This window comes from Rahnella ecdela, assembly GCF_019049625.1.
GTDB lineage: Bacteria > Pseudomonadota > Gammaproteobacteria > Enterobacterales > Enterobacteriaceae > Rahnella > Rahnella ecdela.
Genome location: NZ_JAFMOY010000130.1, coordinates 16,573 through 32,774, shown reverse-complemented (window position 1 = coordinate 32,774; position 16,202 = coordinate 16,573). Strand labels below are relative to the sequence as shown.

Here is a 16,202-nt window from a genome sequence, read left to right as displayed (position 1 = left end):
CCTATACTGCACATTTTATCTTCCCTGTCTTTGTCGTCGCGATTTCTCTGACATTTATTTTAAATGCATACTGATACCATTTATCCATTAATAGCTTAGTGATTATTTTTATCTGCGCACTGTTCGCAGACATATCAAGATTGAGATAAATATCGCCGCTCTGCGCTTTTGAAAAATAATGTCGCAAACCACCGACATACTTCACAATATCATTTGAAATAAGCTGAACCGGAATAAATTTGCCATTGTGTTTGAATTCATTCACCGCTCTGGCTATCCAGTAGTAGCATTCGGCTTCATCTTTCACAAACAGATCGCCGGAATCAAACCATTCAGCACGCGGTTTTAATTGCAGGTAGCTATCAACATAGCCATCACAAGCAAAAGGCGTTTTATAAAACATCCGGCACACTGAATCAGACGCGTCCGGATCAACAGGACGCAAATCAATTTTGATGTTGTCCGTCATAACTTTACCAGGTGCCACAACGCCATATTTGCTGGTTTTTTCAATATCACTTTGCAAGCGGATCCCATTATGAAACAAGCGAGGCCCGGATTCGGTCTGGCCGAAGTTATTCCACAACGTATTGCAGGATGAAAGGATGCTCGCTGCCTGCACGGTGAGCAGACGATCGGATGCATTAAGGATATTGTTTACATGAATTCGGCTTTTGGTAAAAATTTCGCTGACGGGCAACATCCAGTCACCGATTAAAGGCAAATTAGTAATACCGTAGTGTGAAACAAGTTCACCAATATTACTGATGTGAAATTTTTCAAATACCAGCTTACTTTCCGACAAAAACGCACACAGCATGGTTGAGAGACCATACATATACTGCACCGGGAAATAACACAATGAGCGATCTTCATTGTCGAGCTTGAGGTACTGGCTCACCGCGCATGCGTTTTCAATCAGTGTATTTTCATGATACTGGATCAGCTTAGGCGTACTGGTTGTGCCGGAGGTGCAAAAATAAAAACGCGCACACGGATACTCAGTAAAACCCTCAAGCTTCTCGCTTGCGAGCGAAGGATTGCGGTCAAACGAGATATTAATCCGCTGGTTTATCGTATTAATATCCCTGACTTCATTACTCATAACAAAAGCGGCAATGCAACCTGTATCAACCAGCATATCAACAATGCCAAGGTCATGAACATTCACTATCCAGGCTTTCAACCTCAGCGCAGAAGCAACAAAATAGCTGATCATGCCTTCGAAATTATTTCTAATCACAAAAACAAACAGCTTATTTTGTTCCGCCTGCGAATGATGACGAAAATATCTGACCACGTTACTGGCACAGCCCTTTGTTATGGTGGTGATATCATCTGCCGAATATTGACTATCATGATAAATCACTTGCCAGTTTCTTTCTAATAAGGAATGCATTGTTAGCATGATGTCTGCCTTACAGATATTTGGGATTTCCTAAAACCAGACTGCCTGCGCCACCACCCATACCAAATGAGTTTTTCAATGCGTATTTAAGCGGCCGGTGCTGATGCTCATTCACAAGCGCAATGCCATCAGATAATTGCGGATCGGGCTCATCGCAATTCAAAATTTTGGGTAAGAGATCATGCTGAAATGAAACCAGCACGCCCAGAATTTCCATCGCCCCGGCGGCGGCAATCAGGTGCCCGTGATACGATTTCGTCGCCACAATCGCCGGATTGTGCTCACCAAATACTTTTCTGATTGCGCTGGCTTCGTGCTGGTCATTTTGTAATGTCGATGTTCCATGCGTATTCACAAAGTCAATCGTATTACGGTCAATACCCGCATGTTCGATAGCCCGCTCCATCGACAATTGCATTTCCAGATCGTCTTGATGCGGCATCACAATATGCTGTGCGCAGAGTGCGCCCCCATAGCCCAATAAATAGGCCAGCGGTTTGTCCTGCCGCGCCAATACGCTGGATAGCTTTTCAATGACGAACAGACCTGCGCCTTCGGCTAAGACAAATCCGCTGCGGTGCCGATCGAAAGGCCGTGAACGCCCGGTGCCACAATAGTGTTCATCGGTCGAGATCACGCCCATTCCTTCTAATCGCGCAAGGTTTAACGGCGTAACTTTGGCTGAAACACCGCCGCAAATTGCCACTTTAATTTCACCGCTGCGGATGGCTCGCATAGCCAGTCCGATACTTTGCGTCGATGCTGAGCAGAGGCCTAAATGCGCGAAGCTGAGACCGGCGAAAGGGATGATGTCATGTATCGTTTTCAGAACGGCAGTGGTATCAAGATCGAGAAAATCACCAATTTTAAAATGCTCCAGCGCGGCATCGACCAAGCATTGCTTATCCGCATCGGCGGGAACCTTTTCCGAGAAACCGATGCACTGCTCAATATCGATCGCCGGTTCATCGATTCCCACGATGCAGCCAATTTCTTCCACTGAATAATACGCCGACAGCCGCAGCCGATCGTGCAGCCGCTTTGCTGCTAATCCGGCGTAAAAAAGCTCACCGTTCCTGAAAGGGCTTTTTTTAGGCCAGCTAATTGCAGCATTGCCTTCTACAGGGATACCTGCTTCATGCGTCTGAAAATAGCGGTGATCAAACTTCTTTATCTCCCGTATACCGCTTTTCTCATTGATAAAGCTGGCGTGAATTTCATCCAGATTGCTGCCTAATGGCGTGACGGCGCCATATGCACTGATACATAAAGTATCTGCATCGAAATGGGTATTCATTGTGATCCGTTCCTCAGCTTTTAATTAACCAAATGTTCCCGATACCATAATTGATACCAGCGCCATTTAGCATGACCCGGGCTCCTGAAGGAATAGCGGGATCATTAAGGCAGCATAAAATATCCAGTATATTATTGAGTTTTCCGGTGTAGCCGGTTTTCGCTTTATAATTGATAATCCTGGACCGGGGGAAAAATTTCTCCAGCGCAGAATACTCCGCTATTTTTTGTGCGCGAATGCCGTTGTTATAACTAATAATAACATCGGGTTCTCCCTGTTGCGTTCGCTGCTTGCCCATCAGACTTTCCCAGTCTTCTTGTTCAAACCGGACTTTGGGGCAATAGCGAACAGTGACGGAGGTTAATTCAGCCAGCGCATTGCGGCTGTCATTATCTAAAGAGATCACCGCCGCCCCCCAACTGGGAATAATACCGGAGGCATCCGCAGCATTTTTCCGGATTTCACAAAACTTTTTAAAGACGGCCAGGCTGTCAAAGGACAGCATATTTGCCGCGCTCACCACCATGGCCCCTTTTTTTGCCGTTGAATTAACGATGTCAGCCCAGGCCAGTTTTAATGCCACCAGGCCACTTAACGATGCGGCGCGTAACGGCGTACCTTCCTCATGGTCGCGTAATAATTTTGAGGTGTGATACAGCACATTTGTTGGCAGTAATCTCAGCATATCAAGAGGATTATTCATCTCTTTATATTGCTGGATATGTTTCCAGACTGAACCAGCATCGTTATATTTACGGCAAATTTCAAAAAGCGTAGAAAAACTATGCTCCTCACTATCACATGCCGTATAAAGAAAGGCTTTTGCATGCTCGTCTAGGCACGCTTTGCTTTTAAAATCAATCAGCGCATTGATCGCCATTTTTGACATCGAGTTCAGTACTGAGCAGTCCTCTCTGCTGACCCACTTTTTTTCCAGCACCGACGGCGTCGAAAAATTATAGTAGTCCAGATCATGAGGATTAATTTCCTCCTCAGTGGCCAATAACTGGCTCAGCGCCGCACTATTGGTGGCAAATTGCTGATGCACACCATAGTTTTTTATATAGACTTTTTCCATCACGCGACCTGCGTCTTAACGGCTGATATTTGTTGGTTGATATAGTTCAGCGTGAAATAGGAGTAGAGCTCCTTGAACTGAATTTTTTTATCAACAGCGGCAGCTCCTTTTAAACCCAGCAGGTTGTTGATTTCAGTAAGGCCTTTGCTGGTCCACTCTTTGGTATCAAATGAATAGTAATCTTCGGTGGTAGCCCATTTATTTACTGGCCAAAGGCTTTCAGGGCTAACGTCAACTTTGAAGTGCTTTTTTAACTCGAAGGCAAAATCAATATAATCAATCGAGGTCATCCCGTAATCAGAGAACAATGACTTGTTCGGATCAAGCTCCTCTGCTTCATCCAGGTACATGATATCTTTAAAAATCTGATTAATTGTTGAAATAGACATTAGATTATCCCCTCACCATTTCCGATCGTTAATGAAACGCCTGTAGTAATAATTGTGCCGTTAATAAATGAGCTGACGGCATTTGCAACATCTTCAGTAGCCAGCATTTTTCTCATTGGGATCGTTTTTTCTATGCTGGCGATGCTTCTCCCTTCTTTCGCACAATAGTCCTGGAGCATTTTTGTTTTGATATAACCAGGGCTCAGGCATAGCGTCCTGATATTGAATCTGGCCATTTCCAGAGCGACGCTGGAAAGATATCTTTCCATTGCTGCTTTTGTCGAACCATACAGCGAGTTGCCCACGCTGATTTTTTTGGCCGCCACCGAGCTGATAAACACCAGCTTGGTCTCATTTTCTTTATACTGCTTCATCGTTTTGACGATGGTATTAAAAATTAACACTGCTGACAGATAGTTAAGACGCGTTGTGGTGCGAATATTCTCGGGTTTCAGCTCATCGCACAGACACGCCGGGTTATTACCGGCACAGTAGATTGCAACATCTACTTTGATATTTTCTAAGGCAGTACAGAATTGCACGACATCATGCTCAGAGGTTAAATCCAGCTGAACCGGCATAACAGCGCTTTGATATCGCGCCTTCATATCACTGACCATGGTTTCATTACTGAACCATGTAAAAACAACGAGATAATCATCATTAATTAATGAATCAATGACATTTCGACCTATCTCAGCAGTACCTGCCACTACCAGTGCCAAAGGTTTTTCATTATATGCAGGATGATTTATAACATCGGTAAAGATATGGCTCATGACACTTCTCCTTGCTTATATCTTGCTTATATTTAAGCGTAACCATGAATCCTCTATTGCAGCTCAAAAATTGAATCATCCATTCTCAATACAAACACAAGCCCTGAGAAGGCTATATAAATAAGCAATGTCTGATTACGTTTTAAAATATCATCTAATTTTACAAAGTCAATTACTTTTACTTTAAAATATTTACAGACAAATAAAAAGCAAAAGAAATTCAATCACAAGAGTTTAATATCCACTAACGATCAGATATTAAATAACCTGTAATTCAGGCAATAATCATCCGCAGGTATCTTCGCAAATGAATTTTCTAATACCTGGCGTAAGCTATTATTAAATATAGTTATTGCAGTAATGGGTATTTTTATGCCATACACTATTTTCCTGATTAATAACCAGCATTGATAATGTGCATTTAGCAGTAAACGCGATCTCTGGTCTTTTATTATTTATATGTTATAGAGAAATTTGTTCTGCATTGCCCGACTAACTTGTAACACATGCCCACCAATGATTAATTGAATCTTACCGGTATAGTCTCGTTTTATTTTTTCAATAGCATTAACGTTGACGACAACAGAGCGATGAACCTGCCAGAACTCGTCCGGATCAAGCTGTAGCAACAGTTCCCGCAGCGAACCACGCAACAGGAAAATGTCTGACTGCGTTTTATTTTTCTTATACAGCGATATGTACTTATCTTCCGCCTTAAAAAACTGGATATCCGAACAATGAATTAATTCAATATCCTCGCCTTTTTGCACTCGGACCCATTTCAAATAACTTTTATGCTCAACGGGCAGAAAGGACTGAAACTTTTCGAATAAGGCATTCAGATCGGGTGTGGTTTTGTCTGCCGTAGTCTCATTCAGCCGCTGCTTCATTTTCAACACACATTGTTCCAGCCGCTTTTCATTCAGCGGTTTTAACAAATAGTCGATGGCATTGGTTTCAAATGCCCGCACGGCGTACTCATCGTAGGCCGTCACAAATACCACTAACGGAAATTTATCCAGCTGGCTGATCCTGCGTATTAATGTCATACCATCCATTTCCGGCATACGGATATCCAGAAAGGCAATATCAGGCTGCTCTTCCGCGATGGCATCAAATGCTTCTTTCCCGTTTTCACAGCTGGCCAGTATGTCCAGCTCAGGCCAAACATCTGCCAGCATTTTATTGAGCTGATATCTCAGTAAAGGCTCATCGTCAGCAATAATTGCGGTTATGGTTTTAGTCATTGCGCATTTCCGGCGTTGAATTGGTTACTATTAGCGGGATGAAAATTTCAGCAGTGACGCCCTGAGTTGGATTTTCTTTGATGCGTAACCGTGCCTTTCCCATATAGATTGCATCCAGCCTTTGCCGGATGTTCTCCAGCGCCAGACCATGCCCGCTGGATGAGGGTGCCATAGAAAACCCGCAGCCATTATCCGCAACCTGGATACAGGCGCCTTCGGCCTCTTTTTTCACCGTCACTTCAACAGATCCGCTTCGGTGTTGCGGTTCGATACCATGACGAATGGCGTTTTCAACCAGCGGCTGAATTAGCATGGGCGGAATAAAAAAAGCACCGGTGCTGAACTCATTCCTTATCTTGTAAACCAAACGTGCGCCGAGCCTTATTTGCTGGATAGATAAATAAGCATCGATTAGCGCCAGTTCCTCATCAATATTCACAAAATCACTGCGATTTTTTTTCAGGGCTCCGCGTAACAGGTTCGTCAAATTGACCAGTAAAAGTTTTGCCAGCGCAGGATCTTTATCAATTAAGACATCCAGATTCGCCATAGTATTGAAAAGAAAATGCGGCTCTATTTGGCTCTGGAGCTGTTTGAGTTGACTTAATGCCAGCGCTTTCTTTTGTTCAGATTGTTGGCGCCTGGCGACTTCGAGCGCGTTCTGCGCTTTTAATTTCTGTTCATGGATATAAAAGAAAGTGAAACTCACGATGGCCAGAATGAAACCCGGGACCAGCGTCGAACGTTGATTCAGAAAGAATTCGTTATAAGATAATGGGCTAAACCAAAAATAGGCATTAAGGCTGCCAAACAGGATGCAACAGATGAAAGAGAGACCTTTAATTTTTGCTTCAGACAGTGATGGCTTCATCCATCTCAGCAACAATGCGCTGAACAAGGCACTGTAACCATAACCAAAACTAATAATCATTTTTTTGAATAATAAGGACGCCCAGTTGTGAGATAAATCTGCTGGCGATTCAAACAAGATGAGTATTCCGGCAGCGCCCATACAATACAAACTTATTTGTATTAGCTGAGTGCGAAACTTTTGGCTTACTGGTAATAGCCTGCGCATCCCGAATGTCCTTTTAGCTTTATATTATGGTGGAAGTTTTCACTCATATTTCTCTGCGTTAACCTGTTTCCCTGCTTTATTCAGAAAATTATATCATATTGATTAGAAATCTCCTTCAAGATTTATAAAAATCAAATCCCGATCCGGCATGTTGGCATACACGGAATTTCCCGCACCGGTATAAAATCGGCTTGCCAACTCAATCTTCATATCAGATTCTCCTGACTCATACACCGGATATGAGAGCCTTGGGGTCGCGACCAGACCACCATCGGTTGGCGAAACCAGTAAATCCAGGCTGGGTTCTAATTTTTCAAGCCACAAATATTTGGGATGTAAAGCGGACATATTCATCTTAAAGTGCAGCATCACGTTCTGTGCAACTAAACTGGTATTGTCCAGCCCCCATGAATAACTGCTGGCCAAACCTGTTGTTGCCGGATGCTGCGAGAGTTCGTCTGCGCGCTGAAATGCCTTCTTCCACATACTTTTATCCCAACTACGCCCGTCGTACCAATATTCACCGATAATATTCAAACCTGTGGTATTGGCCCAATTGAAACCCAGCAAAAATTGATACGAATCATTACTTGTTCCCCACCTGACCGGCTCATTCATATCGCCTTGCTTATAAGACTGATAACGCTGCGCATAAGCAAACGAGCTGTGCAGCTCCAGCGCCGGCGTCACGACCGCAACGACGGAACCCCCAACAGTACCGTGATGAACCTGATCAAAGTACATCACCCCTTGCAGTTCTGTATTCCCCACAAGGGCATAGCGCCGAAGACCCATGCCGTGCTGTTTTTCCGCTAGCCGGGCCTGATCCGTATTGGTTGAGGCCCAGGACTCATCGGTTGCCACCAGTTCCCATTGACCGACGCCATCAAACCAGGATGCCGTGGCCGCGCCAACACCTTCGTCAACCTGTATCCCCATCGGGTTGCGCTCGTACGACTTAAAAATATCCAGGGGACGAAATCCGTACCCGACATCCCAGTCCAGCCGTTGTTTCCCGATGCTCAAATCAAGCGGCACACCTGCCAGTTCGGCTTCTGGCTGCCAAAATAACTCCTGCACAATGAACTTCTTAGCAACGGATGACTGGCTATCAGTTGTTAAAAGATTATTGCTTTCCAGGGCAAATGTCCCGGTTACGCTGTTCCACTCAGCCGTTGCCGTGACCAGCGAATCCAGAGACTGTATCGACCCATCAGACGTGTCGTTTAACAGCGTGTGGCGATATTGCTCACTTTCAAAGCTGCTTTGCCATGTCCAGTTAACATCGAATTTAGCTTCAGCCCGCGCGCCAACAATCAGCATGGATAATAGACATAGACGACCCGAAGCGGTCACAGATCTACCCTTGGCTGTTGGATTAAATAGGCCGGATTGTAATATTTTTCATCCAGCTGCCAGGGCACGACATTCTGGTAATCAATAACCGTTTGTTTCTCCGGCTGTATGCTATCCAGTAATGTCATCGAAACTATTTTTTGCGGATGAAGCGGGTTATCTGCAGTAAAAATTGCCTGCTTCGCCATCTTTTGTGATAGCAAATAGAGGTCTGCTTTTAGTGGGAAATCATTCGTTGCATCCAGCCATAACTGAATTTTAGCGTAGGTTTCACCTGCCGTTTTTGCCGTCAACTCAAGGTGATTCGCCATGACGTGTTTATTTTGTATCACGATATCCTGCGCCCCCTGCAGCGTTCCCTGATAATGTTCGCTCCAGTTGAGGGTAGAAATATCACCGACGGACGCATTGCCAAGGAGTTTTTGTATGGGCGTGATTCTGATTGGCCGACGACTTTGCGGCATCAACAGCCAATAATTATCACCGAGCATCAGTAATTTCTGACCCTCCTCGGCTTTCGATTTAAATAATACCAATGACTCGCGCATTGGCCGGATATACACATCGTACAATCTGGTCGTATCGAGCTGATTATTTTGGTAGAGCTTAACCACGGTGGTTACTTTTGCATAAGGCTCTCTGGAACGATATTGATCCGCTTTTGTTAGCATCTGTTCCACTGTTTCTGCCTGAGCGGATAAAGCAATTCCACCGGATAATAACAATGCCAATATTTTACGCATAAATCAGTGCCTCAATGATCGGTTTCTTCACACCTTTTCGGGCGGCAAACCACGCTACAACAAAACAAATAATGGCGACGGCGAGCGCCACGCTGATAAAAAGCTCCGCAGAGAAATAAATATTCAGCGGGTAACTTTCTGTTCTGCCCGGCGCAGGCGGCATGCGGATATCAACGACCGTTAATAACAGCGCCAGCCCCGCGGATAATCCGCCGCCGACAATTGATCCGCACATTGCCATTAATCCCGCTTCCAGCAAAAAGCCGCGAATAATTTCCTGTGGATAGGTACCGAGCGCAGCCAGCGTGCCTATTTCACGGGTTCTTTCCGTTACCGACATAGTCATGGAGTTAAATAGCGCGGCGAAGACGACCAGCGCCATTACGCCACCCATAATGGCGAAAATGCGGTTGTATAAATTTTTAACGCCATCATAAAAGACCGCTAATTTCTGCCACGGTATCGCGATCACCGGCTCTGCCAGTTTTAGGGTATTAAGTTTTGCTTCGATCTGTTTTTGTAACGCCGGGGTTTGGGGTGTTTCAAATAAATAGACCGACAGCGTACTGACTTTATGTGTGGCAAGCAGCGCCTGCGCATCGGCAATATTGATATAAAGCTGCCGTTTATCAAGATCCGGAACGCCGGTAGAAAAAATGCTCTGTACTTTGAAATCCATCGCATTAAGCACACCGTCCGTGGTGGTTGATAGCAGTGTCACAACATCGCCAACGGTCACTTTCAGGTTTTGCGCGAGGTTCGCGCCCAGCATCACCTCAGGATCTTCTTTTGCTGCGGGATCGTCACGCTGGGGAGATAATGGCTTCCCGGATTTCATTGCCAGAAATTCACCTTTAATGGCAAATTCCTGGGGATCAATTCCGGTTCCCATATAAATTGTCGATTTTCTTCCGTTGCTGATTAGGCCATTAAATTCAATTCGCGGCAGAATGGCATGAATTCCCGGAATTGAAACCAGTGTTTTACCAATCATGGAATAGTCAGATAAGCCATTATCCAGCGGTATCTCTTCTTCCTGCGCAAAATAGTTCGGCTGACTCAGCGTGATATGACCTATGCTCATCGCCGTTTCCTTCATCAGCGATTGATAGGTATACAGGCCAAAGCCGCCAATACAACACAATGCAAAGACTACCACGGCGATAATCAGAATTGACAGCGTCGATCTCCGGCTATTACGTTGCAGGTTGAGCCATGCACTTTTAATACTTATGGGCATCAGGCGTTCCATTGAATCTCCTCAGAGGAGATAAGCCCATCAACCAGATTAATATGTCTGTCGCATTGGCTTGCCATCCGTGGGTCATGCGTGGCGATCACGAACGTGGTGCCCATTTCATGACCGAGCGTTTTCATGATCTGAATAATTGTGTTGGCGGAATGGCTGTCCAGACTGGCGGTTGGCTCATCGGCAATCACTAACCGGGGTTGATGTACTAACGCTCTTGCAATCGCCACACGCTGTTGCTGGCCCCCGGACAAACGCTCCGGACGATATTGCAGAAAATCTTCCAGCCCGACTTTCGCCAGCATTTGTTCCGCTTTTTCTTTTTTTACTTTCGTACTGATTTTATTCAGCGTTAAGGGATAAGCGACATTTTCAATAGCTGTCATTACCGGAATTAAATTGAAACGCTGAAAAACAAAACCCAGACTGCTGCGGCGTAATGCGGTAGCTTCTTTCACTTTGCGGGGAAAAGGTGTGCCATCAATAAAGGCACTTCCCTGATAGTTCATATCAAGCATACCCAGGATATTCAGCAGGGTACTTTTCCCGGAACCCGATGGGCCGCACAGCGCCACCATTTCTCCCGGGTGGATTTCGCCATTCACGCCACCTAATGCCTGTACCGTTTGCGACCCCAGCCTGTAGTCTTTTTTAATGTTAGAAAATGACAACATAGCCATTCCCCTTGTAGATGCATGAATTAATGGCATTCAATCTAAGGAGTGTCGCCAGCAAAAACTACAGCATGTGATGAACGGTAATAAGCGGGGATGAAAGGCAATATAGCGGGATGAACTGAAACGCTTCGCGCCGGATGCGGGTCGCTGTGACATTGCTCTGCCAGCAGGACCAGCGACCGCAACCAAAACTGAGCAGCGTTGTCACTCTGGCGGAGAAGTGTGTTCGACAATCTGGCCCGACTCCAGCTTAATCAGCCGATCCGCCAGATGGAAATAGCGATCGTCATGGGTAATGGCGATCACCGTTTTCCCCTCGGCTTTCAGCATCGGCAGCAGTTCGAGATAGAAAACGGCCTTAAACTCGGGATCCTAGTCAGCGGCCCATTCATCAAACAGATAGATCGGACGGTCCTCCAGCCAGCTCAGCAACAGAGCCAGTCTTTTGCGCTGCCCCTGAGAGAGTGCGACGGTAGAGAAGCGTCCGTTGTGAAAGCTGACTTTATGGCTAAGTTTGAGCAGGTCTAGAAGATGCTCAACCTGCTCCTGTGTTCGATCGGTGACGAACGCGACATCATCAAACAGAAAGAAATCGCTGAAGATCACTGAAAAGTGCCGACGCCAGTGCTGCAGATCGTCTGCCGCGACGGGGTTGCCATTCAGCCACAGTTGGCCGCTGTCAGCGGGGAAGATCCCCACCAGCAAGTTTGCCAGCGTGGTTTTACCGCTACCGTTGCCGCCAACGATAAAGACTCGCTCACCGGGCGTAAAAGTCAGGCTCAGCGGGCCGAGGGAGGTACGTTCCCCATCCTCTCCCTGATACTGGTAGTGAATATTCTCCAGCGCCAGCGAGGTAAATGGCTCTGCCGCGTGCGGTTTCGGCGGAATTTCCGGGCTTAACCCGGTTCTGAGTTGCTGGACTTGTGTTTCGTTGAGGTATCTCTGAGAGCCGCCATTTTCGGGCTTCAGCTTTTCTTCGTAAAGCCAGTCGTTGAGATGGCGGCGAACGGTGGTTTCATCAATGCGCTGGGACTGGGCAATCATGACAGGAGACCAGCCTTCGGAGCAAAGCAACACGCAAAGAATACGATCACATACACGGCGATCGCGATTCTGGCGGTGCTGCATCTCAAGGGCAATTTTTTGTTCTGCTGTCAGCGTAATTTTCATTTGGACAGCATGATCTCTATCTTTAACAAAATCAAGCATCTTCAATGATCTCGGGTATATATTATTTATTGTTCTGTTAATACTAAGAACATGGTGTTTTCAGAACTTCAAATTTATTTTTAATTTATTTAAGATAGTTGCTAAGTGCAAACACCATTTTTTTTCGTATAGCCATTGGTGGTTAATGATGTATTACTATGTTTTTATGATAGGCAGGCACAGTGTTTTTTTTGGGACTGTCCTACCCGGGTTACGCTTCGATAAAACCTCAGGGTTTAATCTTTTTGTAATGAATGAATTCATCGTAAAGAGCCCGATCTTTCAGTAAATCTGTATCTACTGTTATATTACAGTCGATAAGGAACTTTATGAAAGATTTACTTGCATATTTTATAATAGGTAATTCAGAGGAACCAAGACAAAATGTTACATGGCTGAGGTCTGTGATTTTTCGGGCTAATGTAATGATTTCTGTAGCCTCACTTTCATCGAGCGACAATCTGCATTGGTTATCTATGTTAAAATCTATTCCTTGTTTATTCAGTTCAAACATTAGTTCCACACTGGTATATGTCAAATGTTTAAAAATGACGGGGGAACTGTCCTTTAAATTAATTGAATAAGCCAGAGCGAGATCGTACTGGCTTGATTGAAGATAATCGAAAGCAGTCTGGCCATTATGATCTCTGTGGTTTATATCACAGCCTGATCCAATTAATAAAATATAAATGTCAGCGAGCAAGACGTTGAAAAGGAGTGTACGCCCATTATTATCGAACGAATGGATATCCAGACCTGACTCGATCAGCAGTTTCATTACTTCTGGAGTGACGGAAAAGTTCGGAAAGGCTAACTGACCAGACTGATTTCTGTGATTGATATTAATTCCATTCCTAATAAGGAGATCAATGATTTTTATATCATGGGTATGGAATAACGCATTTTCTGCCCGGTTATCCAGATGGTGAATGTTTATTCCTGCATCAATCATAGCTTGTGCAGCCTTAGGGGTACGACAGTGAAACAATGCATTCTGTCCATGCTCATTAAGGGTGTTGATTTCCACTCCCATTTTTAATAATCGAATAACATCTTTTTTGGATTTGGCATTGAATAGATTGTCATTGATTTTTTTAATTTTATTTTTCATTGTTTATCTCCTGTGGTTAATGTTAAAAATAACAATAACCAATGATTTTTTAATTTTCAAATTTATTTTTAATTGTTTTAATAATAAAGTACGGTATGGATTTATAATGGCTATGATTAATCATCAGGGTGATGATAAGGATCACTTTAGAGCATAGAGCAGTTATGGTGTTTTTTTACCAGGATAAATATAATAGCAGTCCTTGAGAGTATTCTTATAACACAATTACTAAGTTTTACGGGGTAAGTATGGGGTATAGATATAATACCTGCTTGCATAGCCAGAATGTTGATAGTGGAGTGTGTAGTCTATGGTTGCCGTGTTTTTTCGCTCTTTATTGAAAGGTTGTTGTTAAGGTTTGCAATAAATCACGGATGCAAATAACTAAAGCATTTATTATTACTGCCAGAGCACCAGAATTTTCATTCATAAAACTTTTACTATGAAGTAGTCGGTTAAGGGGGCTGCTGACAGCAAATCACGCTATACAGTGCCCCTATTGAGTGCGGTACACATAATGTCTTTGTTTAAGTACCTCTTGTAGAGCAAAGTTGCGTATGGGAAATAATTCTCACAGCCTTATTTTGCTGGCGGAATGTTTTATGTTCGCCTTGATAATGTTTTTTAGATTTTTATTTTCCCTCAGTGCAAGATAGGCAAGGATTTCAGTACGTATGTCCTGTTCTTCAATGTCATTAATGTTTACTTTTACATTGTTTCTTATAAACCATTTAATGATTTCCTTGTTTTTTACGCTGACCAGTGGGGTGTCATACCATGAGCAAAGAGTAATATTGCTGATATCAATTATTTTCTGCGCTTCAGTAATAAAATTTTTAATGTCTTTGTTAGCGTATCTTACAACGCAACGGTCATTAATTTTGTAATCGATATTCTGGCTTTCCAGTATTTTAATCAGCTCAATGCAGCCATAAGTAAGGCGATTAAAAATTAATGGTCTGGCTTTAATAAGGTGAATGTAAGGCGTAAGCACGCTGAGACACTGGTCAAGTTGATAGTTGCTGAACAACATGGTCTGTATGTATTCAAAGACGGTTTCCCCATTATTATTAACTCGGTTTATATCGCAGCCATTGTTGATTAAAATGTCTGTAATTGATTTTTTATAAGGGTAAAAAATTAAGCTGTTTCCGTAGTAGTCCTGTATGTCAGGATCAAGGCCAGCGGCGAAATAATCATTCAGTAAGTCAGCGTTAATGCTGGTAATGTGCACGGCATTGTTATTATACATATCCCTGTGATTAACATTTATACCTCTTTGAATCAGGAGTCGTGTGACCTCAGACTCGCAGGCGTAAAAAAGTGCATTTCTTCCCATGTAGTCATTATGATTAATATCTATACCGTTGTCGATTAGTTCTCTGGCTGAGCGTTCACTGACTGCAAAGAAAAGAGCATTTTTATCTTCAGGGTCAGTATGATTTATGTTTATTCCATTTTTTACCAGTAATCGGACTGATTCAGCGTCATTGGTGTAAAAAAGGACATTTCTGCCCAGCGTGTCTGTATGGTTGATATCAATCCCATTTTCAGTCAGTAGAATGATAGTTTCTGGGCAGTGTGCATAAAAAAGCGCATTCTTGTTGAACGGATCAATATGATTAATATTTATTCCGGCGTTGATCATTTCTTTCATAAGCTCAGGGGATCTGCAGTCGAACAAAGCATTCTGGTTCGAGGAATTGAGCGTGTTTATGTCTACCCCTGTCTTTAAAAGTTTTTTGAGCTCGGCTGGTGATTTTATTTTGAAGAGGTTCTGGATATTGCTGCTTTGTGATTTTTGGTTCATAGTTTATCTCCTTATTGATAATGTAAAATAACAATAATCAATGATTTTTTGCTTTTCAAATTTATTTGAAATTAATTTCATAGTGTAGATGATAAAATGTTATTGTATATTAATGTGAGGGTTAACTGTCAGGCATAAAGATAAATAGAGTAATAAAGGAAAAATGGTGTCTGAATCGACTACGGGTTGGTATTCGAATCGATAGTTATTAAGCATGAGTCTCAGGTGGTAACCTGATATACGCAATAATGTCTGGGAAGCTACGATGATGAGTCCACACTGCTTGCGGAAGAGCATGCACTCTATAAGCTTATCAGAAGAATGAACAGCATTACAGGCCGGTGGCTCTGGGCTTGCTTTCATTTTCTGACCGAAGGGAAGAAAAGCAAGGGCAATCCGGAGAAGCAAGCGCAGCGGCTTCGTAGGGTTAGCCCTTGCTTCAGTTATAATAAAGAAAAAATAATGTAGCAGTTGTGTTTTCAAAAATACTGAAAGCTTCGCTTGTAATGTTTTTAAAAGCTTCTCCTGTAGTGCAGGCGAAGTGCTGAAATTTCTGCTTCGATTGTGTGCATCACGAGCAAAAAAGCATTTATATATGATATCTGAATCAGGGTGTAAAACCAAAGGAGGCTATCCATATGAGATTATACCTCCATTAAGATTTTGTATTTCATGTCTGTAATAATGAAAGGATTTATAAATTTTTTATTGTTTTGATACTTGACATTTAAAATATATCCGCTATCTAATGTTTGGCAATAATGCAAATAA

Annotated in this window: 16 protein-coding genes and 1 pseudogene; all 17 read right to left on the bottom strand. The window is 43.4% G+C overall.

Annotated elements, in window-relative coordinates; all coding sequences use genetic code 11:
* Position 1 precedes the first annotated feature (1 nt).
* The 17 genes and pseudogenes from J1784_RS17120 to J1784_RS17045 all read right to left on the bottom strand — a co-directional run bounded on the left by J1784_RS17120 (position 2) and on the right by J1784_RS17045 (position 16,055).
* A complete protein-coding gene (locus tag J1784_RS17120; RefSeq protein WP_217150231.1) occupies positions 2–1,408 on the bottom strand; it encodes an AMP-binding protein in 1,407 nt (468 codons plus the stop codon).
* A gap of 10 nt (positions 1,409–1,418) precedes the next feature.
* Complete coding sequence (locus J1784_RS17115; RefSeq protein WP_217150230.1) at positions 1,419–2,705, bottom strand: beta-ketoacyl-[acyl-carrier-protein] synthase family protein; 1,287 nt, start codon at positions 2,703–2,705, stop codon at positions 1,419–1,421.
* A 13-nt stretch (positions 2,706–2,718) separates the two neighbouring features.
* A complete protein-coding gene (locus tag J1784_RS17110; RefSeq protein ID WP_217150229.1) occupies positions 2,719–3,783 on the bottom strand; it encodes a hypothetical protein in 1,065 nt (354 codons plus the stop codon).
* Positions 3,783–4,172, bottom strand: a complete 390-nt coding sequence (locus J1784_RS17105) for an acyl carrier protein (protein ID WP_097750244.1) — start codon at positions 4,170–4,172, stop codon at positions 3,783–3,785. Before J1784_RS17105 ends, J1784_RS17110 begins: the two co-directional genes overlap by 1 nt.
* The gene (locus tag J1784_RS17100) at positions 4,172–4,951 is read right to left on the bottom strand and encodes an SDR family oxidoreductase (protein ID WP_217150228.1); all 780 of its coding nucleotides are present in this window, start codon (positions 4,949–4,951) and stop codon (positions 4,172–4,174) included. Before J1784_RS17100 ends, J1784_RS17105 begins: the two co-directional genes overlap by 1 nt.
* A 455-nt stretch (positions 4,952–5,406) precedes the next feature.
* A complete protein-coding gene (locus J1784_RS17095; protein WP_154708057.1) occupies positions 5,407–6,198 on the bottom strand; it encodes a LytR/AlgR family response regulator transcription factor in 792 nt (263 codons plus the stop codon).
* Positions 6,191–7,186 (bottom strand): sensor histidine kinase, encoded by a 996-nt coding sequence (locus tag J1784_RS17090; protein WP_217150227.1) that lies wholly within the window; start codon positions 7,184–7,186, stop codon positions 6,191–6,193. Before J1784_RS17090 ends, J1784_RS17095 begins: the two co-directional genes overlap by 8 nt.
* A 192-nt stretch (positions 7,187–7,378) precedes the next feature.
* Positions 7,379–8,632, bottom strand: a complete 1,254-nt coding sequence (locus J1784_RS17085; RefSeq protein ID WP_217150226.1) for a hypothetical protein — start codon at positions 8,630–8,632, stop codon at positions 7,379–7,381.
* On the bottom strand, positions 8,629–9,375 hold the full coding sequence (locus J1784_RS17080; RefSeq protein WP_105454840.1) for an outer membrane lipoprotein-sorting protein: 747 nt from the start codon (positions 9,373–9,375) through the stop codon (positions 8,629–8,631). Before J1784_RS17080 ends, J1784_RS17085 begins: the two co-directional genes overlap by 4 nt.
* Positions 9,368–10,615, bottom strand: coding sequence for an ABC transporter permease (locus tag J1784_RS17075; protein ID WP_238485578.1), 1,248 nt, complete (start codon positions 10,613–10,615; stop codon positions 9,368–9,370). Before J1784_RS17075 ends, J1784_RS17080 begins: the two co-directional genes overlap by 8 nt.
* On the bottom strand, positions 10,615–11,298 hold the full coding sequence (locus J1784_RS17070; RefSeq protein ID WP_217150224.1) for an ABC transporter ATP-binding protein: 684 nt from the start codon (positions 11,296–11,298) through the stop codon (positions 10,615–10,617). Before J1784_RS17070 ends, J1784_RS17075 begins: the two co-directional genes overlap by 1 nt.
* Before the next feature lie 207 nt (positions 11,299–11,505).
* On the bottom strand, positions 11,506–11,631 hold the full coding sequence (locus J1784_RS26650; protein WP_274387336.1) for a hypothetical protein: 126 nt from the start codon (positions 11,629–11,631) through the stop codon (positions 11,506–11,508).
* Between the two features lie 42 nt (positions 11,632–11,673).
* Positions 11,674–12,150, bottom strand: coding sequence for an ATP-binding cassette domain-containing protein (locus tag J1784_RS26515; protein WP_420803979.1), 477 nt, complete (start codon positions 12,148–12,150; stop codon positions 11,674–11,676).
* A gap of 60 nt (positions 12,151–12,210) precedes the next feature.
* Positions 12,211–12,471 (bottom strand): annotated as a pseudogene (locus J1784_RS17060) (helix-turn-helix domain-containing protein); the annotation flags it as partial.
* Positions 12,472–12,739: 268 nt separating this feature from the next.
* Positions 12,740–13,621, bottom strand: a complete 882-nt coding sequence (locus J1784_RS17055; protein ID WP_217150223.1) for an ankyrin repeat domain-containing protein — start codon at positions 13,619–13,621, stop codon at positions 12,740–12,742.
* A gap of 571 nt (positions 13,622–14,192) precedes the next feature.
* Positions 14,193–15,431: an ankyrin repeat domain-containing protein gene (locus tag J1784_RS17050; RefSeq protein WP_217150222.1), complete on the bottom strand. Its 1,239-nt coding sequence runs from the start codon at positions 15,429–15,431 to the stop codon at positions 14,193–14,195.
* A gap of 99 nt (positions 15,432–15,530) precedes the next feature.
* Positions 15,531–16,055 (bottom strand): hypothetical protein, encoded by a 525-nt coding sequence (locus J1784_RS17045; RefSeq protein ID WP_217150221.1) that lies wholly within the window; start codon positions 16,053–16,055, stop codon positions 15,531–15,533.
* Between the last annotated feature and the right edge of the window lie 147 nt (positions 16,056–16,202).